Origin of the sequence: Allocoleopsis sp., from assembly GCF_036703385.1 — a bacterium.
Taxonomy (GTDB): Bacteria; Cyanobacteriota; Cyanobacteriia; order Cyanobacteriales; family Coleofasciculaceae; genus Allocoleopsis.
Genome location: NZ_DATNPA010000009.1, coordinates 1 through 23765, shown reverse-complemented (window position 1 = coordinate 23765; position 23765 = coordinate 1). Strand labels below are relative to the sequence as shown.

Annotated in this window: 15 protein-coding genes and 1 pseudogene; 8 read left to right on the top strand and 8 right to left on the bottom strand. The window is 48.6% G+C overall.

Annotated elements, in window-relative coordinates; all coding sequences use genetic code 11:
• Positions 1–103 precede the first annotated feature (103 nt).
• The 4 genes from V6C93_RS00340 to V6C93_RS00325 all read right to left on the bottom strand — a co-directional run bounded on the left by V6C93_RS00340 (position 104) and on the right by V6C93_RS00325 (position 5308).
• Complete coding sequence (locus tag V6C93_RS00340; RefSeq protein ID WP_333474645.1) at positions 104–1093, bottom strand: PstS family phosphate ABC transporter substrate-binding protein; 990 nt, start codon at positions 1091–1093, stop codon at positions 104–106.
• A 121-nt stretch (positions 1094–1214) separates the two neighbouring features.
• Complete coding sequence (locus V6C93_RS00335) at positions 1215–2636, bottom strand: ABC transporter substrate-binding protein (RefSeq protein ID WP_333474644.1); 1422 nt, start codon at positions 2634–2636, stop codon at positions 1215–1217.
• A 34-nt stretch (positions 2637–2670) separates the two neighbouring features.
• Complete coding sequence (locus tag V6C93_RS00330; RefSeq protein WP_333474643.1) at positions 2671–4134, bottom strand: serine/threonine-protein kinase; 1464 nt, start codon at positions 4132–4134, stop codon at positions 2671–2673.
• 136 nt (positions 4135–4270) lie between these two features.
• The gene (locus tag V6C93_RS00325; protein ID WP_333474642.1) at positions 4271–5308 is read right to left on the bottom strand and encodes a LysR family transcriptional regulator; all 1038 of its coding nucleotides are present in this window, start codon (positions 5306–5308) and stop codon (positions 4271–4273) included.
• A 127-nt stretch (positions 5309–5435) separates the two neighbouring features.
• On the opposite strand from V6C93_RS00325, the gene V6C93_RS00320 reads away from it, so the two are divergent.
• From V6C93_RS00320 to ndhD1, 4 genes are all read left to right on the top strand, one after another.
• Entirely contained in the window at positions 5436–6152 is a 717-nt protein-coding gene (locus tag V6C93_RS00320; RefSeq protein WP_349262574.1) for an NnrU family protein, read from the top strand.
• A gap of 137 nt (positions 6153–6289) precedes the next feature.
• A complete protein-coding gene (locus V6C93_RS00315; protein WP_333474640.1) occupies positions 6290–6634 on the top strand; it encodes a thioredoxin family protein in 345 nt (114 codons plus the stop codon).
• Between the two features lie 410 nt (positions 6635–7044).
• Positions 7045–9117: an NAD(P)H-quinone oxidoreductase subunit 5 gene (locus V6C93_RS00310; protein ID WP_333474639.1), complete on the top strand. Its 2073-nt coding sequence runs from the start codon at positions 7045–7047 to the stop codon at positions 9115–9117.
• 248 nt (positions 9118–9365) lie between these two features.
• Complete coding sequence (gene ndhD1, locus V6C93_RS00305) at positions 9366–10949, top strand: photosynthetic/respiratory NAD(P)H-quinone oxidoreductase subunit D1 (protein WP_333474646.1); 1584 nt, start codon at positions 9366–9368, stop codon at positions 10947–10949.
• Between the two features lie 242 nt (positions 10950–11191).
• Here ndhD1 and wecB read toward each other — a convergent pair whose 3' ends face one another.
• Together wecB and V6C93_RS00295 are read right to left on the bottom strand one after the other, a co-directional pair.
• Entirely contained in the window at positions 11192–12307 is a 1116-nt protein-coding gene (gene wecB, locus V6C93_RS00300) for a non-hydrolyzing UDP-N-acetylglucosamine 2-epimerase (RefSeq protein WP_333474638.1), read from the bottom strand.
• Positions 12308–12597: 290 nt separating this feature from the next.
• Positions 12598–12972 (bottom strand): hypothetical protein, encoded by a 375-nt coding sequence (locus V6C93_RS00295; protein ID WP_333474637.1) that lies wholly within the window; start codon positions 12970–12972, stop codon positions 12598–12600.
• A gap of 794 nt (positions 12973–13766) precedes the next feature.
• Here V6C93_RS00295 and V6C93_RS00290 point away from each other — a divergent pair.
• Positions 13767–15095, top strand: coding sequence for a type IV pilus twitching motility protein PilT (locus tag V6C93_RS00290; protein WP_333474636.1), 1329 nt, complete (start codon positions 13767–13769; stop codon positions 15093–15095).
• Positions 15096–15276: 181 nt separating this feature from the next.
• On the top strand, positions 15277–16296 hold the full coding sequence (locus tag V6C93_RS00285) for a circadian clock KaiB family protein (protein WP_333474635.1): 1020 nt from the start codon (positions 15277–15279) through the stop codon (positions 16294–16296).
• A gap of 17 nt (positions 16297–16313) precedes the next feature.
• Here V6C93_RS00285 and V6C93_RS00280 read toward each other — a convergent pair whose 3' ends face one another.
• Positions 16314–17894 (bottom strand): thioredoxin-like domain-containing protein, encoded by a 1581-nt coding sequence (locus tag V6C93_RS00280; RefSeq protein WP_333474634.1) that lies wholly within the window; start codon positions 17892–17894, stop codon positions 16314–16316.
• 145 nt (positions 17895–18039) lie between these two features.
• Positions 18040–19944: a hypothetical protein gene (locus V6C93_RS00275; RefSeq protein WP_333474633.1), complete on the bottom strand. Its 1905-nt coding sequence runs from the start codon at positions 19942–19944 to the stop codon at positions 18040–18042.
• Between the two features lie 612 nt (positions 19945–20556).
• On the opposite strand from V6C93_RS00275, the gene psaA reads away from it, so the two are divergent.
• Complete coding sequence (gene psaA / locus V6C93_RS00270; RefSeq protein WP_333474632.1) at positions 20557–22812, top strand: photosystem I core protein PsaA; 2256 nt, start codon at positions 20557–20559, stop codon at positions 22810–22812.
• A gap of 170 nt (positions 22813–22982) precedes the next feature.
• Positions 22983–23765 (top strand): annotated as a pseudogene (gene psaB, locus V6C93_RS00265) (photosystem I chlorophyll a apoprotein A2); the annotation flags it as partial.

The window sequence follows — 23765 nt, the reverse complement described above, 5'->3', positions numbered from 1 at the left end:
CCTTGTAAGGGCACGACATGTCGTGCCCCTACCGTTTGGGATACATAACTGATAACGGCTGTAAAATTACTATTTTGCCTCATTAGCCGATGCGATCGCATCCTCAGCGAATAGGAATAAATCCAGCTTTGGTGAGTAAGTCTTTGCCCTGAGTTGTCAGCAACAAATTGGCATAAGATTCTCCTGCTTGCTCCTCAATTTGACCGTTCTGTTTGACAAGTACTAATAATCTCCGAGTCAGGGGATATTGACCACTCAAAATCGCCTCTGTGTTCACTTCATTGCGTTTTTGTGGACACTGGGAGAGAGGAACAAAAGGCTCTTTGTAAGGAGGTACAAGTTCCTTGACCGACCGACCCACGGGTAACGGCTTGACTTTACACTGAGAAACTAACAAAGGTGCTGAACTATAGTAAATTCCCCCTGACTCGGTCTCCACTTTGCGTAGAGCCTCAGTCGTCGTGGGAACTAGTTCAACGGCGGGGTTAGAGTCGCGATCAGGTTTACCGTAGGGCTTAATTTTTAAATTTGGCCCTCCCACTTGATTCCAGTTCGTAATCTTCCCTGCATAGATGTCGTTGAATTGGTCTACGGTCAAACCTGGAATATTTAAGCTGGGGTTGACAACAACCGCGATTGCATCCAACGCTACCGGAATCTCTCTGAGTTTAAAACCCCGTTGTTGTGCCTTTTGATAATTTTCATCAGTCAGGGGAACCGAGGACTGAGCAAAATCCAGTTGATTATTTAACAACATCTGGATACCTGTTTCAGAACTGGGTGCCCCACTATTGGGGGCTGTGTAGCGCAATTGGAACTGTGGCCAGACGGTTTGAATGGCTGGGTCTACTTCTTTACGGACTGTTACCCAAACCGTGCTACCCCCATAGCTAAACAGTCCCGTTGGTACATTCTGAACTTGTGCAAAAGTTTCAACCTTTTTGGCAAGTTGCGAGCGCTCGGATTGATTTTGCCCATTACGTCCCATGTCAAAACCTGGTTTCCGGGTAAACCACCAAAAGCCACCACCTAATAAGGCAGCTGTAATTAAGAGGGCTAATACTAGAACAGTCGTTTCGTTTTTTTGAGACATAAAGCACTAAATCGTCGTTTAGTCATCAAACCTCGGTGATGAAGAAGTTAATAGTCAAAAGTTAAAAGCGATATTTCGAGTATTCTCTTCTCTTGATCCAAATTTTTACCCTGACAATTAGTTATTTGGGGACTGGCACAAACTCGTAGCCGAAACGGGTACCTTTACCAGGCTTAATGGTTACCAATTGGATTGTTTGATTGCGATCGCCTGATGCCAGAAACTTAATATCTCCACCCGCACCTGTGGCAGAAAAATTGGGTGATAAAAGCGCTTGTTGCACACCCGTCCGCGTCGGATTCCGCCGAATTCCGGCAATCAGTGCCTTAGCAGCATCATAAGCCATTGCTGTACGCCAGTTCACGTCTGCTCCCCAAAGTTGAGTAGCGGCTTTGGGAAACTCAGCCTGAGGGTTTCCCCGAATATGCCAGGGAATTGCCAGCACCATGTTTTCAGCCGCCAGCCCCCCTAATTGCAAGGTCTTGGGTGTGTAAACATCATCTCCGGCTAAAACACGGAGCCGTTTGCCATTAACCTGAACCACTAGCATCGCCTTATCGAGGCTACCTGTATCCACGGCTAACATCAGCACTTGTGCGCCTGCCTGAATAGCCTGATCGATGCTGGGAACGGCATCAAAATTCGGATCGGATAAGTCAACCTCACTGAATATCTGTCCCCCTCCTAAGGAAACAGCGGTCACAAACTCCGATTTAAGGGACTGGCTATAGCCACTTTGAGAGTTAAAAAAAACAACGACTTTTTGCTTCTTGAGTTTTTGCAGCATATACTCGGCTAAGGCTCTTGCCGCTACATAATCACTGGGAACAGTACGAAAAACATAATGGCTTTGACCCGATAGTTTCACCGAAGTGCTAATCGGAGAAATGGCAACGAGTTTTCCTGATTGGTAAGTTTCTACAGTGGCTAAAGTCACATCACTAGCATAATGTCCAATAACTCCCAAGACTTCAGAGTTTTTCACCAAAGCAGCTGCTACTTGCTTGGCTATATCTGGATTATTCTCATCATTGGCAACTAGCACTTTTAGGGGAGTGCCTTTGATTCCACCCGCTTGATTGATTTCATTTTGAGCTTGAGCGACACCGCGCAGTATTTCTTGAGCTGCATTAACATCAGAAGTAATAGGAACAGAAGCCGCAATAGTATAAGATTGTTGGTTGCCAATCCGAACGTTGTTGAGATAAATCAGGGCTTCGGGGTCGTTGCGATCGCTTTTTAGAGACGCTTCGAGTTGCGTGACAGCTTCGGTATAATTACCCGATGCGATCGCCTTAATCGCCGCTTGTTTTTCGGGTGTGGGATTGGTAGGAATTAAGAGTTTCTCTCCTGCACTAATGCGCTCTTGAAAAACCTGATTTGATTGAGTTGGTGGGGTTTCGCTCGGACTACTCGGATTTCCCGACACATGTGGCGGATTCGTACCCCTAGCTTTTGTAAACCACCATGCTCCTATCGCCACTAAAGCCAGAGTGACGACTAAAGAAAGCACAAGAACAACCGTTTCGTTTTTTTGGGACATGCACTGATAAGTCTGGCGGCTGGATTGGAGGCGCTTAGAGCAACCGACGCAGTAATCGATAAATTAGCTGAAAAAGAGCCGTGATGGCGATCGCTCCGGCTCCGGTGAAAAGTGCGCTCACAATGACATAAGGGATAGGAATATGCTTCCATACAGTGAGGAATAACACACCCCCTAGGGTGAGTACGCCGATGATCGGCAAGTCTTTTCCTTCGAGAATGCGACGATTTTGCGCAAAAATCAGCCCTCCAACAATGAAGATTAATAGTCCTATGCTAATGCTTGAAATCCCCAGCACGATACGCAGGGCAGTAAATAACAATCCCGCTTCACATCCCGTAAAAGCTGCCCCACCGATAATTTCCAACACTGAAAAAGTAGGTCGTCCAGATAGGGGTTGAGGATTGATAGGAGTCGTTGTTACAGGTTGGCTACTTTGGGGTTGAGTCAATGGCGGCATTGTGGTGGACGCAGTGGACGCCTGAACAGGCGGCGGTGAAGGCGGCGGAAAGGGATTAATAGGAGGTGGTGGCGGTGGTGAAGCGGGTCGTGGCGTGAGAGCGTCAATTACCTCTTGAGCAGACTGAAAGCGTTGATTAGGAGTTGCCAACAGCATTCGGTCTAAAACATCTGCCACGGTATTGCTCACTTGGGCATAAAGTTTCCAGTTCCACCCGTTGCTATAGGAATCATACAGTTCTCCGGCCTCTTTCCCAGTTAGCAATGTAATCACCGTTACAGCTAGGGCATACAAATCAGTTGAGGGATAGACTTGAGCACCCGCCATCTGCTCAGGCGGTGCAAATCCTTGGGAATAAATGCCGGTTGACCTCCCCCCGCCTGCTCCTGCTGCTGTCGTCACCTGCTTAACTGCACCAAAATCTAAAAGATAAAAGCGCCCATTCGTGTCGCGCATGATGTTGGAGGGCTTTATATCTCGGTGAATTGAGCCATTTTCATGAACAAATTTCAGTACGTTGAGAATTTCCCGCAGTACCTCTAGAGCCTCGGCTTCCGAGAACTGTCCTTTGCGGTTTAATTCTTCTTCCAAATTTTGTCCATCAATGAATTCTTGTACGAGATAAAAGAATTGGTCTTCCTTACCCCCTTGTGTTTTAGGCACACTCAAGGGGAAGAAGGCAAACAGATCGGGGATTTGGGGATGACGGCTACCCAGTTGCTCTAAAACTTCTGCCTCCCGCTCAAATAAATCTTGCGCGATTTGCAGCTGCTGCGGGTTCAAATCACCAGAGGGCTGAAACTGCTTGACCACACACTGACGCATAGCTGGCGTATAGCGATCGCGAGCTAGAAACGCGGCTCCAAAGCCTCCCTGTCCCAGTAACTTCGACGGGAGATAGCGACCGACTAAAATCAGTGGCATCCCGCAGGCTGTACAGAATTTCTGCTGTGCCGTCTTGAGAGTGGCCTTGTTATCAAGATCTGGAAAGTGATTTTGGGGGCGGGGACAGCTAGGACGGGTGCAGTAAATTTCCATAAAGCGTCAGGAATAGAGCATCGAAGGCACCGAAAGACACTAACAAATTAAGCCACTCAAGTTTTTCTTTCTTTTCTCACTTTAGCCTCGAAGCACATTCCTAGACGCTCAATGCCTCAGCTCCAAAAAACTCAGGTTAATCTCCTACCGCATGAGCAGAACTAGCCTGGATTTTTGCTGCGACCATTGCCGCTGGTTCGGCTTTCAATTTCCATCCTGGAGTGGCAAATTCAGGTAAAATCTCCTTACTAAAGGCTTCGGCTGCCTTAGAACGGTAGCGGTGGGGGTTGACAATGACAGATAGACCTCTCTTGACGACTACGTCATCGATGAGTGCGCGGTGCAGAATGCCCATCTGTAACTCTTTCTCGATCGCAGAAATAGAGACAAAGGCCGCTCCTAGTCCAGATTGCACGGCATTTTTAATCGCCTCAATGGAGTTGAGTTCCATCTCAACCTTGAGGCGTCTGGGGTCAATGGCGCAACGCGTGAGGACTTGGTCAATCACCTTGCGGATGGTGGATTGAGAATCTAAGGCAATGAACTGCAACTTATACAAATCCTCTCTTTGGATCGTGCCGACTTTGGATAGAGGATGAAAAGCTGGCAAAATCAGTGCCAGCTCGTCTTCTGCGTAGGGAATAATTTCTAGGGTTTCTTGTAACTCACCCGGCACTTCCCCGCCAATGATGGCTAAATCCACCTGTCCATTGGCAACACTCCAAGCGGTACGGCGAGTGGAGTGAACCTGCAATTGCACAGCCACATCGGGATAGCGCTGCCTAAACATGCCAATCATCCGAGGCAGGAGATAGGTGCCAGTGGTTTGAGAAGCGCCGACGATCAACGTGCCACCCTGGAGATTTTGTAAATCCTCGATCGCACGGCAGGTTTCTTGACAAAGCGAGAGAATTTTTTCCCCGTAACTCAGGAGTAGGTATCCTGCTTCCGTTAGTTGGGCGCGGCGTCCACCCCGGTCAAATAAGGGAACATCTAGCTGCCGCTCTAAGTTCTGAACCTGCAAGCTTACAGCGGGTTGTGAAACGTACAAGCTATCAGCCGCACGTTTAAAACTCCCCTCAGTAGCGATTGCTTTGAGAATGCGGAGTTGGTCAAGAGTGAAAGGAGCAACTGAGGCAAATAACAATCCGTTTAAGGATGAAATTTGACTCAAGGAGTGAACGGCCTAAGAATAAATGTTGTCAGTCTCTGCTGAAATCGACAGTAACATACCGAGGTCGCAAGTACTTATGCCAATACTTGTTACGATGGAATGTTCACAGAATCTACATTAGTTGTTTATGGGGTTTTCTAGTTGGCTAAGTTCCAGCCATTTTGTGATGATTGGGCTGCTCTTGGGGTTTGCGATCGCTCACAGTGGTTTAGCCGCACTCCGACCTTGGGGAGAACAACGCATGGGTCCAAGACTTTACCGTATCCTGTTTGCCCTAGTGAGCCTCCCCCTCGCTGTTGTATTAATAATTTATTTTTTTAATCACCGATATGACGGCTTGCAGCTTTGGCAGGTTCAGGGTGTTCCCGGCATCCAGTCGCTGGTTTGGGTTCTCTCTGCCATTTCTTTTCTTTTTCTCTATCCAGCTACGTTCAACTTACTAGAAATTGCTGCAATTCAAAAGCCCCAAGTACACCTGTTCGAGACAGGCATCATTCGGATCACCCGACACCCTCAAATGGTGGGACAGGTTATTTGGTGCATTGCTCATACCCTTTGGGTTGGTACTAGCTTCACCCTCCTCACCTCAGTTGGATTAGTCCTGCATCATCTTTTCGCCGTCTGGCATGGCGATAAGCGGATGCAGAGACGATATGGTGAGGCTTTTGAAGTTGCGAAAGCTCGCACCTCCGTCATCCCTTTCTGGGCGATTCTCCAGGGACGCCAGAGCCTCAAATGGGAAGAGTTTGTCCGTCCGGCTTACCTGGGCGTTACCGTGTTCATTCTGTTGCTGTGGTGGGCACATCCCCTTTTAATCGCAGCGACAGGGAATGTTAATTGGTAATACACGTAATACACTGCCTTGTCAACCCGTAATACACGTAATACCAGGATTTTTATTGACTTTCAGTGTTCAAATACTCCCATTTGGATGTAGCATGATCCCAATCATTGTAAAAACTCATATATTTCCGAGGAAAAATGGTGTTGTCTCTTAACGAGCGGACTTTTAGACAAGACGTTTTAGAATCTTCGCTCCCCGTTCTGGTGGATTTTTCGGCACCCTGGTGTGGGCTGTGTCGAGTCATCCAGCCCCTGCTTCGGGAATTTCAGTCGGAATGGAATGGGCAAGTCAAATTAGTAAGGATAAATGCCGATGATAATCTGAAGCTGGCAACGACGTATCGAATCAAGTCCCTGCCGACATTGCTCTTATTCGAGGGAGGTCAAGTGATTCAACGGCTTGACCACTTCAATGGACGGGAGGATGTGCGAATGTCGCTCAAAACACTCATGGTCGTCACTTCACTACCCAAATCAGCTTAGTCAATGCCTTGGGATGTGCGATCGCAGTGCCGACTCTCGTCGCGTTGGGATGAATCAGGCACAGCCGATAAAAAAACAGCTAAGCCATTTTCCATAGGGCGGGCAAAACCCACCCAACTACTGAATTTCTCAAAATGACAGAGTGATTTTTGGATAAGCCCTCAGCTTGGCCGCATCAGGATGTAGGCTTAAGTACGGTCATGCCTGCTGGCTGAAAACCTGATCATTAGTTTCTTTACTTATGTAACCATCGGTAGAAGCAATCAACCGATGGGCTTTTTATTTTGTAAGTACTTTTACTATTCCTGATTTAGTTATTGTTTTTGAGCAAACTTTTTTTTCGAGTAGGTATATGTCACAGTGTTAACGTTTTGCCAGAATAGTAACGAAATCTGAAGAAGGCATTAGCCATGGAACCGCTTTATCAATATGCCTGGCTGATACCAGTTTTGCCCTTAGTTGGGGCAATGCTGGTAGGCTTAGGGCTAATCACACTAAACAAAGCAACTAACCGTCTGCGGCAATTGAACGCCGTGTTCGTTGTCTCCCTACTGGGAGCATCGATGGTTCTCTCCTTTGCTTTGCTGTGGAGTCAATTTCACGGCCATGAACCTTTTACCCGAACTCTGGAGTGGGCGGCGGCTGGCAATTTTCACCTCACGATGGGCTACACCATCGATCACTTGACGGCACTAATGCTGGTGATTGTGACAACTGTAGCGTTTCTGGTGATGATTTACACCGATGGCTACATGGCTCATGATCCGGGGTATGTTCGCTTCTACGCCTATTTGAGTGTGTTTAGCTCCTCCATGTTAGGTCTGGTGGTCAGCCCTAACTTGGTACAGGTTTATATTTTCTGGGAATTGGTGGGTATGTGCTCTTACCTGCTAGTTGGCTTTTGGTATGACCGTAAGCCAGCCGCAGATGCGGCGCAAAAAGCCTTTGTAACCAACCGTGTGGGTGACTTTGGTCTGCTGTTGGGCATTTTAGGTCTGTACTGGGCAACGGGCAGCTTTGAGTTTGACGTGATGGGTGCCCACCTAAAAACCTTTGTGGAATCCGGTTACCTGAGTTCTGCTCTAGCCGCACTGTTTGCTATTTTGGTGTTTTTAGGGCCGGTAGCGAAATCGGCTCAGTTTCCCCTGCATGTCTGGCTACCGGACGCGATGGAAGGTCCGACGCCCATTTCTGCGCTGATTCATGCCGCCACGATGGTGGCGGCTGGGGTATTCTTGATTGCCCGGATGTACCCGGTGTTTGATGGTATCCCATCCGTCATGAACGTGATTGCCTGGACAGGAGCATTTACAGCATTTTTAGGCGCTTCGATCGCAATTACTCAAAACGACATTAAGAAAGGTTTAGCCTATTCCACCATTTCCCAATTGGGTTATATGGTCATGGCGATGGGTATTGGCTCCTATACCGCTGGGTTATTCCACCTGATGACCCATGCTTATTTCAAAGCGATGCTGTTCCTGGGTTCGGGTTCAGTGATTCATGGCATGGAAGCTGTCGTGGGTCATGACCCAGTTTTGGCTCAGGATATGCGACTGATGGGGGGCTTGCGCAAGTATATGCCGCTTACGGCTCTGACCTTTTTCATCGGTACCTTGGCAATTTGTGGTATTCCTCCTTTTGCCGGTTTCTGGTCAAAGGATGAAATTCTGGGAAATGCTTTCCAGGCAAATCCCATTCTGTGGGTGGTTGGTTGGCTGACTGCCGGGATAACCGCGTTTTATATGTTCCGGATGTATTTCTCCACCTTTGAGGGAGACTTCCGCGGAAATTTAATGCACATTCGCAAGCAGCTCAAAGCGGCAGCGCTGGGTGAGGTGGCACCCGCTTTTGGGCCTGGTGCAATGGATACGAAAGAACTCAAAGCAGAGACCAATCACGACCACGATCATGATCATGGACACAGTGAGTTTCCCCATGAGTCTCCGCTAACCATGACCTTGCCCTTGTTGTTACTGGCGATACCCTCAACGCTGATTGGTTTGGTGGGGACACCGTTTAACAACTACTTTGAGGAGTTTATCCACCCGGCAGGGGAGGCTGTTGCCCAAGTGGCGGCAGAGGCAGAGGCGTTTGACTGGACAGAATTTCTAATTATGGGCGGGAGTTCCGTAGGGATTGCCCTAATTGGGATTACGATAGCTTCGCTCATGTACTTAAGACGTAAGATTGACAGCTCAGCGATCGCTGAAAAAATCAAACCACTGTATCAGCTATCTCTCAACAAATGGTACTTTGACGATATATATCACAAAATCTTCGTCATCGGGTTGCGTCGAGTCGCACGGCAGATTATGGAAGTTGACTACCGCATTGTTGATGGTGCTGTCAACTTGACTGGCTTAGCTACACTATTGAGTGGTGAAGGTCTGAAATACTTTGAGACAGGTCGCGCTCAATTCTATGCTCTGATTGTCTTTGCGGCAGTCCTGGGTTTAGTCATTGTCTCTGGGATTACCTAAAAGGTTGAAGGTTGAAAGTGATCGGGTTGAAGGTTATGAAAGGTTTGCAGGTTAGAGGTTAACAGGTTGTTCGCTGTGGACATGTCCGCACGATGGAGCAGAAGCAAAAGGATAGTGTAGGTTAGAAGACGTTTGAACCTTGAACTTGTAACCACTTGTCCAACCTTCAACTTGTAACCACTGTCCAACCTTCAACTTGTAACAACCTTCAACATTCAATCCTCCAACATGCAACTTTTCCAATGAACCTGACAGATTTTCCTTGGCTTACAACTATTATTCTTTTTCCCATCGTAGCTTCGCTGTTCATACCCTTTCTCCCCGAAAAAAATGGGATTTGGGAGAAATGGTATGCCCTAATCATCGGGCTAATTGATTTTTCCTTGATTGTTTATGCCTTTGCCACGGAGTATGACTTTTCCCAGCCCGGACTGCAATTGGTGGAAAAGTACTCGTGGGTGCCCGATCTGGACTTGAATTGGTCGGTGGGCGTTGATGGGTTGGCAATGCCTCTGGTGTTGCTGACCGGCTTTATGACAACCTTGGCAATTCTAGCCGCTTGGCCAGTCACACTCAAACCCAAGCTGTTTTACTTCCTGATGCTGGCGATGTACGGCGGACAAATTGCCGTGTTTGCGGTTCAGGATATGCTGTTTTTCTTCTTGGTATGGGAACTGGAGTTGATTCCGGTTTACCTGCTGTTGTCGATTTGGGGCGGCAAAAAGCGCCTCTATGCGGCGACGAAGTTTATTTTGTACACGGCAGGCGGTTCGCTGTTTATTTTGGTGGCGGCGTTGGCGATGGCGTTTTACGGGGATACCGTAACGTTTGATATGAGTGCGATCGCTGCCAAAGACTATGCGCTAAACTTCCAACTCTGGGTCTATGCTGGCTTCTTGATTGCCTACGGGGTTAAGTTACCCATCTTCCCCCTGCACACCTGGTTACCGGATGCTCACGGTGAGGCAACGGCACCGGTTCATATGTTGCTGGCAGGAATCCTGCTGAAGATGGGGGGATATGCCCTGTTTCGTATGAATGCGGGGATGCTTCCCGATGCCCACGCTTACTTTGCACCGGTATTGGTGATTTTAGGGGTGGTGAACATTGTTTACGCAGCGATGACATCCTTTGCTCAGCGCAACCTGAAGCGGAAAATTGCCTACTCTTCCATTTCCCACATGGGATTTGTGTTAATCGGGCTTGGCTCGTTTACCGACTTGGGCATGAGCGGCGCTGTGCTGCAAATGGTGTCTCATGGTTTGATTGGAGCGAGTCTGTTCTTCTTAGTCGGTGCTACTTATGACCGAACTCACACCCTGATGTTGGATGAAATGGGGGGTGTGGGGCAGAAAATGAAGAAGATTTTCGCCATGTGGACGACTTGTTCCCTCGCCTCTTTGGCGTTACCAGGAATGAGCGGATTTGTGGCAGAGTTGATGGTATTTATTGGTTTGGCAACCAGTGATGCCTACAGCTCAACCTTTAAGGTGATTGTCGTGTTCCTGGCAGCGGTTGGGGTGATTCTCACGCCTATCTACCTGCTGTCCAATCTCCGGGAGATTTTCTATGGCCCAGAAAACAAGGAATTGATTGAACACGAAGTCTTGCAAGATGCTGAACCGCGAGAGGTGTTTATCATCGCCTGTTTGTTGGTGCCGATTATCGGCTTTGGGTTTTATCCCAAGATGCTGACTCAGATTTACGATGCCACCACGCATCAGTTGACAGAGCGGCTTCGTGCATCGGTGCCAAGTTTGGGGCAACCGGCGGTGGCGAAGGCAGAGCAGCCGTTCTTGTCTCTGGTAGCACCGAAAATTGGTGAGCAGTAGAGCTTGACTTTTTATCAATTTTGTGATTGGGATTGGTATTATGCCAATCCTTTGTCTTTTTTGAGGGTTGACACCCCTCATGCGCGCACAAGCCGTGTTCGCTGGTAATCTCAATCGAGGCGATAGTCTTGGATTGACGGAAGGCTCCGGAGATAGAAAAAATCCCCATTGGCTGAGTCGGCACCAGGTGCAACAACCATTCAGTTTTAACTTCTTAGTGACACTGCTGGCTGCTGCCCCACTCATAAACCAAAATAATCCTTAACAATTCCCAAAATCCGTTCCGCTGCATGACCATCCCCAAAGGGATTAATTGCCGTCGCCATTGCTTCATAAGCATCGGCATCACTCAATAACTGACTGGCTTCCGCCACAATGCGATCAGGATTTGTTCCCACCAGCTTAGCGGTTCCTGCTGCGATCGCTTCTGGTCGTTCCGTTGTTTCTCTTAACACTAGTACTGGCTTACCCAAACTTGGTGCTTCCTCCTGTAATCCCCCAGAATCCGTAAGTAGGAGGTAACAACGTGCGATCGCACCGACCAGTTCTGCATAATCTAAGGGTTCCGTTAAAAATACCCTAGGATGCTCGCCCAAGAGGGCTTGTAAAGGTTCCCTTACTGTAGGATTGCGATGCAGGGGCAGCAGCAAGGCAGTATCAGGAAACTTATCTAAAAGTTGCAGAAACCCTTGAGCAATATCTTGCAACGGTTCTCCCCAGTTTTCCCGTCTGTGAACCGTTGTTAAGAGTGTGCGGTACTTACCCCACTTCAAACCCTTAATTGCACAGGGGGGTTGGCGCTGCGCCACCGTTAGCAACGCATCAATCACTGTGTTGCCTGTGTGGTGAACCGCTCCAACAATCCCGGAGCGTTGCAGATTTTCTACGGCAAGGGGTGTAGGGGCGAAGTTTAGCCGAGCTAATTGAGAAATCAAACGTCGGTTGGCTTCTTCCGGATAAGGATTAAACAAATCATCGGTACGCAATCCAGCTTCCACATGCCCAACCGGAATTTTTTGATAAAACGCTGCCAAGGTAGCAGCAAACGCAGTAGTGGTATCCCCCTGAACGATGACTAACTGAGGCTGAATTTCCTCAAACAGAGTTTCCAATCCCCGCAAACTCCGACAGGTAATATCCGTCAGGGTTTGCTTGGTCTGCATGATTTCTAAATCCCGGTCAGCACTTAACTCAAATAACTGCATGACCTGATCGACCATCTCCCGATGCTGACCCGTCAAAATGACATGAGTATCAAAGGCCGCACAGTGCCGGAACTGTTGAATAACCGGTGCAAGTTTAATTGCCTCAGGGCGGGTTCCCAGGGTAATGCAAATTGGTATTGGAGATGGCGTCATGAAGAATTATTAAATAAAAAGTCATTATAGAGAGCGATCGCGCATTGTGCAGAGCCATCATGAGCGATACAGCTTCAGCCTTCGCCGCAAGTTCAAGCTATCGCACTGAGCTATATTCTCACGACAGCCTCGTTGGGCTCTTTTCACTTCTTATAATCCTATAGCGTTCACCCAGCAGAAGTTAAACATGAAAAAACCCGGTTTTGACCGGGTAGCAAAACTGTTGTATTCAAAACTTAATAAATTCGATTCAAGTTTAACCAACAGTTGCCCGTCAGCCAATCCGAGACCTACTTCACCACATCACAAGTAAGTGGGCAAGCCGCATAAACGGATTTTTGTAAAGGATCAGGCCCACCATGTAGCCAGTTCAACCAATGCACTTCCTCAGGATGAATGCCTTTAAAAGTGAGTAGCGTTGCACCGAATACAACAGCCAAAACATTCACTCCAATTAAGCTTCCTGCCACAAGTAGTACAGCACTAACTGGCAGCACTGATTGCAACGCGATCGCTAGAAAAGCGCCAACCGTGACCATCAACACGATCAACGGGAAACCGACAACGATTAAGCAAACTCCTAATGTAAACGTCCAAATCAAAAAGCTTTTGAGCATTGCCAAAGAATAACTCTTTGCTAAGCTCTCACGATTCGTTAATTGCATGATTCTTCCTCCGGTTGTGATTTAAAAAAAATAATTTACAGCAAAAGCTCTTTATTAATCCTTGTGGATTTAGATTGTTGAAAATCAGTATAGGGAAACTCTCGATTATGATGAGCTTATATTCAAAAAAATTTACACTCAAGCTGAAACATTTATGGTTCAGACTCATGAAAAGAATCGTTACAAAAATCACACCTTTGTAGTGGAAAGTCGGTTAGACAATCTATCTCAAGATAGAACTATTGATTTATCTGGGTTTACAGGTTTTAGCTCTCCTCATCTCCAAAGCAAAAGCATCCAGCACTTGTAGGAACATTCAACCTGGTGGATTTAGCTTTACACTTCTTATAAAATTCCGGAGTAATTCTCATAATTCTGCCCAAGCACTGTTAAGTACAAAACAGGGGCAATTTGTTATTGTCATTCGATGCGAGGATTGACTCTCCTCACTCTCCATTAGGGGAGATAACTTCGGGGGCTTGAAACCAAGAAAATTTTTCTGTCTCTTCACGACTCAAGTCGGGGACTTGTATCCATCTTTGGAGATGCTCAGAAGCTTTCACTGAAGAAAGCTAAATTGAGAGAGTCAATTGCGCCAAATCAGCCCAATTCCTTCATTAAAGCTCTAGCGTTCCCATAAAAGCCGAAAGTTCAGCCTATCGTTAGGGCAGCTCTAAAAGAAATGCCACTATTGTTGTGAAGGAATGATAATGATAACGAACCCTAAACTTTGGGAAGACTGTAAAGATATAGTTCGTAGACTCATCGATACTTAGCTAACTCACCATTGAAATATGACAGACTCACAGCGTCGGCCCATTTCACCGCCCCCCCCTCCCGGTATTCCACCCGCACCGCCACCAACCAGTAATATGGCGGCTAGGGCAGCTTCTCCAGGAACGAAAAACCAGATGGCGACACAAACACTGAGTTCTGCTGCTCCCCCTCCTCGCTCAGCTCCCCCCGAAGCCCAGGCACCGCCTCGTGCTCCTGTACCGCCATCAAACATTCCATCAAACGTTAAGGCTCGGATGCCAGCACGCAGTGTTGGTCCTGCACCCGGAAATCCGACGCTAGCGCAACTCGTCCGTTATGCCTATGACAAGGGATTCTCTGACGTTCACATGGGTGTTGGTGAGGTGCCCCGTTTCCGCAATCGTGGCGAAATGGAGCTAACTGAGCACCCAGAGACCGATCAAGCCACATTTATGAGTTGGCTGCGGGAAGTCCTAACGGATGATGAAATCCGACGCTTTCAAGACCACCTGGAATTTGATGGCGCGACTCAGTATGAGTTTGCACGGGTGCGGATTAATATCTTCGACACGCTGCGCGGTCCTGGCATGGTGCTACGACTCATTCCGCTCACGATTTTGACGATTGAGCAATTGCGGTTGCCAACCGTGTTTAAAGATGTCTGTCATTACCATAAGGGTCTAATTTTAGTGACAGGCCCTACAGGTTCCGGTAAGTCCACCACACTGGCGGCGATGGTGGACTACATGAATAAAGAGATGCCCAAACACATCATCACCATTGAAGACCCGATTGAATTTGTCCATCAAAGCCGCAAAGCATTGATTAGGCAACGGGAAGTGGGGATGCATACCCTGAAGTTTGATAATGCTTTAAAGGCATCTTTGCGGGAAGACCCTGATGTGATTCTGGTGGGGGAAATGCGGGATAGAGAGACGGTGAATACCGCTCTTAAAGCCGCTCAGACGGGTCACTTGGTTATGGGGACTCTGCACACAAACAGTGCAGTTAAAACCCTGGAACGGATTCTGACGCTCTATCCGGCTGAGGAGCAACCGGCGATGCGGGTGGCGATCGCAGAATCTCTCGTGGCTATTATTGCTCAGGGATTGTGCCGTACCACAGATGGCAAGCGAGCCGCTTTCCACGACATCCTGATCAACACAGAGGCGATTAAGGACTATATCCGCAAGGGTAAATACGATGAAATTTCAGAACTCATGGATGAGGGTGAATTTGACGGCATGGTTACCATGAACAAATCCCTATTTAACCTCTACCAAGAAGGGCGCATCACAGAGGAAACGGCGCTGGAAATGTCGCCGACTCAGAACGAAATGGCAATGATGCTACGCGGTCGCATTTAGCCAATCTCCCAGGAATACTCCGCTTGTAAGGTTTGATTCAAGTGGGGATGACAGCGTGACGGCTCCGATTTGAGATTGTTGCTCGCTCTCTCGGAGCGCGATCGCTCCCTACGCTCCCCCAGATTCCGGGGGTGTAGCTCCTAATTCGCCAACCGTATCCTCCAGTCCCTGGCTCTAGTCCTTGAAATTTGATCAACCACTCTTTCCCCAGCTGTTTAAAGGCATTGCCCTGTTTACGCCTGGGGCAGATTTAATTTATTGCCTCGATCCTAAGAAGCAAGGTCACTGGCATCTGCATCTTTGTGTGGCACTGCAAGAAATTTTAGGATTGCCGGAGCCGCCGCATTTTTTGGTGCCGGGATACACGGCAACAATGGATCGCTGGCTCGACCCCCAAACACGACAAATACGAACTTCAGCGGAAATTTATCCCCTAGTACGGCATCATCAAACCCTACTCAATGCGGTCTTTGGCCTCGGTAACCTAGCCTGGGAAACAGCTCCGTGGCAGGAAGGATTATGCGATCCGCTCGTTTTGGAAACGTATCGCCATCGGTTCCCCCAGCTTTGGGAAGACCATGACTTGATTGTCCGCTTTGAGCGCCCAGAGCAATTTTCATATTCTTATAGAGAAAGCTACCCTAAGCTACAGCGTAAGGAAGTGCCTTCAGAAAGCCTTCAGGGCGAAAGCTCTGCGAATCAAGAGCGTACCTCTTCTTTCAGCGAAACGACGGCATCAGAATTGCCTGTGTTATCGGAGCGGGATGCACTCCACTCAAACAGCATAGGGCAGGAACCTAGCGCCTTTCAGGAGTTACTACCAGAAGAAAGTTCCACTACTGCTAGCTTTGTTAGTGTTAGGGATAGCGGTGCGATCGCGCACAATGAGTATCCCGATATGGCACTAAACTCCCATTTAAAACATGCTCAGGGCTACGTATTGCGATTGTTTGTATCCGGACACAGTGCCGCAACAGAGTATACACTCATGAGCTTGCACCAGTTGTTAGAGCATTCTCTTCGTCTTCCCTACACCCTGAAAGTGATCGATGTTTTCAAACACCCCGATCAGGCAGAGGCCAATCAAATTTCTGCCACACCAACACTGCTCAGAGTCTGGCCTCAACCTGTGCGGCGTATTGTGGGCGACTTGACTGATGCTGAACGGATACTACGAATACTAGCTGTCCCGGATGAATAGACAAGGTCTTGATGAGGTTAGGAGAGAGTTGTGGTGGGCAGACAAACGTCTGGTGCGCACAAACCGGAAAACTCTAAGGTTTTTACCTCAAGGGTATCCAGAGCAACGCAACGAATAGCATGGTTATTGGTATCTGCAATATAGAGGTGAGCTGCGATCGCACTTAAACCAGAAGGTTCCGAGAACCGAGCCTTCATACCTTGACCATCCTCATGACCTGCCGTTCCATCTCCCAACATCGTCTGGCAGTTGCCTGTTCGGGGGTCAACACGCTTGATTTTGTGGTTGTAGGTATCAGCGACCCAAAGGTAATTTTGAGTATATTCGACGCCCAAGCAGTGTTGAAGTCGAACATCAGCACCTTCACCATCCACATCGCCAAAACCGAAGAGGTCGCCACTTCCGCAGACAGTTCGCACGGGTAGGTTGTCAATTAAGCCTACACTCCGAATGGAGCTGACTTCACTGTCAGCGACGTATAGTTCTCGACCATCAGTGGCGAGTCCGCTAGGCTGGGCAAACGCGGCCTCATCGAGTGACCCATCAAGACAAGCTTCTCTACCCGTGCCCGTGTAGGTTTTAATCATGCCCGTTTCTAGCTCCATCTCCCAAATTTGGTGGGAACCAGCCATCGCAATCATCAGGCGATAGTTTTTTACACCTATCTCTTTATGCTTTGCAAATGGATTCGCTCCGCTCAAACCTATTTTTTCCAAGGCCCAAGGGGAATTCAAAGCCGTTTCTAAAGCTAGACCACTGTGAGGCTGAATTTGGTGACTTTGCTTTCCCGTACCCGCCATTGTTGTCACCTGCTGCCGTTGTAAATCAATAACACGCAAGCAATGGTTTTCAGTATCCGCCACGTAGAGGAGCTGATTCGAGGCATCCCAGGCCATTCCCTGAGGTGCACAGAATTGAGCCTCCGAAAATGAGCCATCGGTTAGCCCTGCCTTCCCTGTACCAATGATATGTGTGACCTCGCCCGTTAGGGTACTGATCACAATACGGTGATGACCAGAGTCAGCGATGAATAAGCACTCACTCTCTTCATCTGCCAGCACTTTTCCAGGAAAAGCGAGGGGGGTTGCTAGCGGCTTTCGCTGCTTTTCTAGGATAAGGTTCAATTCCTGAAAGTTGATGGTTCCTTTCCCCTGATGTTCGCGGATCAGCTGATTGACGAGCTGATCCACAGCATTTCGATGGCCTTCACCGGAGACAGAGCCAATCACGTACCCCTCTGGGTCAATCATCATCAAGGTTGGCCACGCTCGAACTGCATACTGCTGCCAAATATGGAAGTTGTTATCAATGAGAACTGGATGCTCTATGTCGTAACGAAGCACGGCTTGACGGATGTTCTCCGCCTCTTTCTCATTGTCAAATTTAGCGGAATGGATGCCGATAACGGTAAGACTGTCCTGATATTTAGTTTCCAAATACTTTAGGTCTGGCAGGACGTGGAGGCAATTAATGCAGCAGTAAGTCCAAAAGTCCAGAATAACCACTCGTCCTTTTAAGTCTTTAAGAGATAAGGGATGGTCTGTATTGAGCCAGATTCCATCCTGGGGTAGTTCTGGCGCTCGGACGCGGTGTACCATATAATTTTTTCCTCCAATTGTGCAATAACTTTACATTTCTTTACCTTATCGAATCTCAGCATGGGTTTCTTCCCCTAAAGGAACATCAGCTGCCTTAGTATTAGCAGCTGATGACAAAGAATTTTGGATGGAAATGTATTGAAGGCTAGGTTGCAGGAACCTCTGTTGGAGCCTCTCCTTCTTCGGGCGCAGCTGGTGATGACTCTGACTCAGCAGGTTCTGGAACAGGTGTTCCTACAATCTCCGGTAGAGTTGGTGGCAAGCTATCTGCTGCTGATTTTTCCGGCTGTATCGGTCTAACAGGTACCGGTTCAATAATTGGGTTGGCTTCCGCTTCTGGCTTGACGGGTTCAGTGGTGGGTGTCACGCCCTGTTTAGCAGATGGATCTTTGCTGGGAATGGCTGAGTCTTCTGGTTGCGGTGTGGTTTCTGCTGATCGTTCGGGTTTTTCCGGTATAACCGTCGGTTCAGTGGAGGGAGTGTCCAAAACCTCTGGCAAAGTAGAGGGCGCATTGGAAGTAGCCGCAGGACGACGGAAGCGATTTAAGAGACCTCCAAACCTAGACTTTTTGGGGGTTACAGGTGCATTGGGAGTTGCTTCTTCGGTGGGAGTTGCTTCCTCTACAGCAGCGGGAGCTTCACTGGGAGTAGGGGATGCCTCTGGTTCTGGTGTCTGCTCTGGTTCCTCTGGTGCGATCGCAGGTGCAGGAGTGGGAGTCTCTAGTTGTGGTGTCTGCTCTGATTGCTCTGGCGCGATCGCAGGTGCAGGAGTGGGAGTCTCTGGTTCTGAGCGTTCAGGTGCGGGGCTAGGAGCAGCAGGGCGGCGGAAGCGATTCAACAAACCTCCAAAGCGAGGCTTTTGGGGAGATACGGGTGCTGTAGGAATCGGTTCCTCTACAGGAGCTGGGGGTTCGCCCGGAGTCGGCGATGATTCAACCGGTGGGGTTGGTTCTTCTGATGGCGTCTCTACTTTAGGGGTGGGCGCTTCTTCAACAGAAGGGGCAACGGAGGGAATGGGTTCTGGTGTAACGGTTGGGGATGGAGTCGGGGATGGTGTTACAGCAGGTGAGGGAGTGAGCGTTGGCGTTGTTTTGTAATTGGGGTCTACAATACCACGGGCTGCCTCAGCAGAAAGTTCGCCGCGTACCAGCTTAGAAAGGGTGTCTTTGCCTTTTGGCTCGTAGTTAATCAGACGAACTGTGTTGTTAAAAACATTTTTAACCGGGTTCCCCTGTTCATCGAGAAACTCTAACTTCACCCAGTTTTTGCCCCGTTTAAATCCTTTGAGATAAATCGACTGCCAGCGATCAAGAACGAAACTTTCCCCGTTGATCGTGGCGCGAATGCGCCAATCGGCAATATCATCGTTAGGATTTTCTTGAGCCACTAAATGCAAGGGGGCGTTAGTCAGGTAGAAGTCGAGCATAATCGGCTCGGCTCCGTAACTACCTGTAGGACGGCTGTAGCTGAGCAAGGGTAAGGCTGGGTCGGGGTTGTTATCGGTGCTCTTGGTAAAGACATGAAATGACGTCTGAGCATATGCTCCTTCGTTTTTGAAGCTTTCATGCCAGGGGCGGGAGGCGAAAACTCTCAGGGTATGAGTACCAGGGGCTAAGTCTTCAAACACTATAGGTTTGTCTAAGTCATACACGGCTTGGTAGGGCTGGTTGTCCAGGATGACGTGCAGATGAGGCCCTAGTCCTAAATCTGGATCTTTGAAAATTGGTAAATCCTGAACCTGAAATTGTACCGATACGGTTGTGTCTAGGAGAACTTGATCAGCTCGGGGGCTGATGATCACAACTTGAGGTTGGTAAGCTTCCAAGGTCTGACTCAGCTTTTGAATGGCTGGGGGCGGTGCGACTTCTGAAAGTTGCCCTACTAGTTGAGGTTTGGCAGACTCTTTGTTCAGACCTTCTGGTGTCTCAATGCCTGAACCAGAGCTACCTCCAGGGGAGCCGCTACAACTCACCAACCCCCAAGTCAAAACCGCTGCTATTAAGAATGAAATTAGTCTTATGAGAGTTACTCGCCCGCGATTCCTGCCCACCACGCAATCTCCTTTTGCCACTTGCCACCGGCAATCCATCTTAACCGAAGCTATCCATAGGCACTATAGCGGAATCAGGTTTTATCTACTGATGAAATTGGGTTTAATCAAGTTAATCCCTTAGCTAGGTGCAAACCTCTCGATTAACCTGTATGGGGAAATATAAATTATTTCGATTTATATTATTCAATTTTGCAATGGTGTGCAGACTGACTCCTGTTTTTTCAGGAGATGAAATTGTGGAAACTCAATGAATAACTGTGTCTGACCCGATACGGCTGTCATCTGTCTCTAATTCTGAGACGAATTTTCCTAAATATTATGTTTTGTAAAATTTAGGTCAACTCCTCTTGACTTTTTTCCAGGTGATTTTGCATTAAAAGCCTAAGTGGCTCTCGATTTGCTAAGAGTTTGAATTATTGTTAAGCGCTTCCGAAGTCTTTCAAGGGCAGTCCTATCATCAACTAGAGAAGGTCTTCCCCTGGAACTACTCCAAGGGAGATCTGGTTTCCCAGGAAAGCCGTCATAACATCCAAGTGCTTTCCTCACCTGTCAACATCCCACTCCCATCTGGGGGTATTTTTCGTTCCTTGTCTAGAGAGGAGATTCCTCATGACAATTAGCCCTCCTGAGCGAGAGGCGAAAGCAAGGGTTGTCGTCGATAGCGAACCGGTACCAACTTCTTTCGAGAAGTGGGGCAAGCCAGGTCACTTTGACCGCACCCTCGCCAGAGGTCCAAAAACTACAACTTGGATTTGGAACCTCCACGCTAACGCTCACGATTTCGATAGTCATACCAGTGACTTAGAAGACGTATCTCGGAAAATCTTTAGCGCTCACTTCGGTCACTTGGCTGTCATTTTTGTATGGCTAAGCGGCATGTACTTTCATGGCGCTCGTTTTTCCAACTATGAAGCTTGGTTGAGCGATCCGCTCCACATCAAGCCAAGTGCTCAAGTCGTTTGGCCCGTTGTGGGTCAAGGTATTTTAAACGGGGATGTCGGTGGAGGTTTCCACGGCATTCAAATCACTTCTGGATTCTTCCAGATTTGGCGTGCAGCTGGATTTACCAACACTTACCAGCTTTACGTCACAGCGATCGGTGCTCTTGTCATGGCAGCTCTGATGCTGTTCGCAGGTTGGTTCCATTACCACAAGCGGGCTCCAAAGCTGGAATGGTTCCAGAATGCTGAATCCATGATGAACCACCACTTAGCTGGGTTGCTTGGCTGCGGCTCTCTAGGTTGGGCGGGTCACCAGATCCATGTTTCTCTGCCAATTAACAAGCTGTTGGATGCTGGGGTGGCTCCAGGGGATATTCCTCTGCCTCACGAGTTCATCTTGGATTCCAGCAAGATGGCACAGTTGTATCCCAGCTTTGCCAAGGGTTTAACCCCATTCTTCACCTTGAACTGGGGTGAGTATGCCGACTTCCTGACCTTCAAGGGAGGGTTGAATCCAGTTACAGGTGGCTTGTGGTTGTCAGATACGGCACACCATCACTTGGCGATCGCTGTACTATTCATCGTTGCTGGCCACATGTACCGGACGAACTGGGGCATTGGTCACAGTATGAAGGAAATTCTAGAGAATCATAAAGGCCCACTCACTGGAGAAGGTCACAAAGGTCTCTATGAAGTCCTAACCACTTCTTGGCACGCTCAACTAGCCATTAACCTGGCTATGCTGGGTTCGCTGACCATCATCGTGGCGCATCATATGTACTCGATGCCACCGTATCCTTACTTGGCAACGGACTACGCCACGCAGCTCTCCATCTTTACCCACCATATGTGGATTGGCGCATTCTGTATTGTGGGTGGTGCCGCTCATGGCGCTATTTACATGGTGCGGGATTATGACCCAGTGGTGAATCAAAACAACCTACTGGATCGAGTCATCCGTCACCGGGATGCGATTATCTCTCATCTGAACTGGGTGTGTATCTTCTTGGGCTTCCACAGCTTCGGTCTGTACGTTCACAACGACACGATGCGGGCTTTTGGTCGTCCTCAAGATATGTTCTCGGATACAGCGATTCAGCTGCAACCTGTGTTTGCCCAGTGGGTTCAAAACATTCATGCCTTGGCTCCTGGAAACACGGCTCCTAATGCCCTAGAACCCGTTAGTTATGCCTTTGGCGGCGGAATTGTGGCGGTTGGTGGCAAAGTGGCGATGATGCCTATTGCGTTGGGTACGGCGGACTTTCTGGTTCACCACATCCACGCCTTCACTATCCACGTCACCGTGCTGATTCTGCTCAAAGGTGTACTGTTTGCTCGTAGCTCCCGTCTGATTCCAGACAAGGCTAACTTGGGCTTCCGCTTTCCCTGCGACGGACCCGGTCGTGGTGGTACCTGCCAGGTTTCTGGTTGGGACCATGTCTTCCTAGGTCTGTTCTGGATGTACAACTGCATCTCGGTTGTGATTTTCCACTTCAGCTGGAAGATGCAATCGGATGTTTGGGGTGCGGTAGCGCCGGATGGCACAGTGTCTCACCTCGCGGGCGGCAACTTCGCAACCAGTGCTCTCACGATTAACGGTTGGTTACGTGACTTCTTGTGGGCTCAAGCCTCTCAGGTGATCACGTCCTACGGTACAGCTCTTTCCGCCTACGGTCTGCTGTTCCTGGGCGCTCACTTTGTATGGGCTTTCAGCTTGATGTTCCTGTTCAGTGGTCGCGGCTACTGGCAAGAACTGATCGAATCCATTGTTTGGGCGCATAATAAATTAAAAGTTGCCCCATCAATTCAGCCTCGCGCTCTGAGCATCATTCAGGGACGGGCTGTGGGGGTAGCTCATTACCTCCTGGGAGGAATCGTCACTACATGGGCGTTCTTCCTAGCGCGAATCTGCGCAATTGGATAACGTCTCTTTCAATCGATACCAAATTTAAAGTGGGACACGCTTTTATGTGTCCCGCCTGTCGAGACCCTTTCCAGACCTGGAACTTGTGTTCCAGGGGGTCGCTCAGACAGAAAATGAGCAGCAAGATTGCATAAGCCTCATATGTCAGCGAGGAGGATTTCCTAAGACAGATGGCAACAAAATTTCCTAAATTTAGCCAGGACCTCGCTCAAGATCCGACAACACGTCGTATCTGGTACGGGATTGCTACGGCTCACGACTTTGAAAGCCATGATGGCATGACGGAGGAAAATCTTTATCAAAAGATTTTTGCTTCTCACTTCGGTCACATTGCAATCATTTTTTTGTGGACCTCTGGCCTCCTGTTCCACGTCGCCTGGCAAGGTAACTTTGAACAGTGGATTAAAGATCCGCTCAATATCCGTCCCATTGCTCACGCAATTTGGGACCCTCAATTCGGCGCACCAGCTGTAGAGGCCTTCACCCAAGCAGGTGCGGCTAATCCGGTTGATATCTCTTACTCCGGTGTCTACTACTGGTGGTATACCCAAGGGATTCGGACGAACGGTGACCTATATCAAGGCGCAATATTCCTCTTGATACTAGCGGCAGTCTTTCTGTTCGCAGGTTGGCTGCACTTACAGCCCAAATTCCGTCCGAGCTTATCCTGGTTCAAGAGTGCTGAGTCTCGTTTGAACCACCACCTAGCAGGTCTGTTCGGTGTTAGTTCTCTAGCTTGGGCTGGCCACTTGATTCACGTTGCTATCCCCGAAGCGCGTGGACAGCATGTGGGTTGGGATAACTTCCTGTCCGTTAAGCCACACCCAGCAGGCTTGGCTCCGTTCTTCACCGGAAACTGGGGTGTTTATGCCCAGAATCCCGATACAACGGCTCATGTGTTTGGCACCTCTCAAGGTGCGGGTACAGCCATTCTGACGTTCTTGGGTGGTTTC

Coding starts and splice junctions, on each gene's coding strand:
- V6C93_RS00290 (WP_333474636.1), top strand. CDS start 13,767: ATGACAGACTCACAGCGTCGGCCCATTTCACCGCCCCCCCCTCCCGGT.
- V6C93_RS00340 (WP_333474645.1), bottom strand. CDS start 1,093: ATGTCTCAAAAAAACGAAACGACTGTTCTAGTATTAGCCCTCTTAATT.
- V6C93_RS00280 (WP_333474634.1), bottom strand. CDS start 17,894: ATGGTACACCGCGTCCGAGCGCCAGAACTACCCCAGGATGGAATCTGG.
- V6C93_RS00310 (WP_333474639.1), top strand. CDS start 7,045: ATGGAACCGCTTTATCAATATGCCTGGCTGATACCAGTTTTGCCCTTA.
- wecB (WP_333474638.1), bottom strand. CDS start 12,307: ATGACGCCATCTCCAATACCAATTTGCATTACCCTGGGAACCCGCCCT.
- V6C93_RS00335 (WP_333474644.1), bottom strand. CDS start 2,636: ATGTCCCAAAAAAACGAAACGGTTGTTCTTGTGCTTTCTTTAGTCGTC.
- psaA (WP_333474632.1), top strand. CDS start 20,557: ATGACAATTAGCCCTCCTGAGCGAGAGGCGAAAGCAAGGGTTGTCGTC.
- V6C93_RS00315 (WP_333474640.1), top strand. CDS start 6,290: ATGGTGTTGTCTCTTAACGAGCGGACTTTTAGACAAGACGTTTTAGAA.
- V6C93_RS00320 (WP_349262574.1), top strand. CDS start 5,436: ATGGGGTTTTCTAGTTGGCTAAGTTCCAGCCATTTTGTGATGATTGGG.
- V6C93_RS00330 (WP_333474643.1), bottom strand. CDS start 4,134: ATGGAAATTTACTGCACCCGTCCTAGCTGTCCCCGCCCCCAAAATCAC.
- V6C93_RS00295 (WP_333474637.1), bottom strand. CDS start 12,972: ATGCAATTAACGAATCGTGAGAGCTTAGCAAAGAGTTATTCTTTGGCA.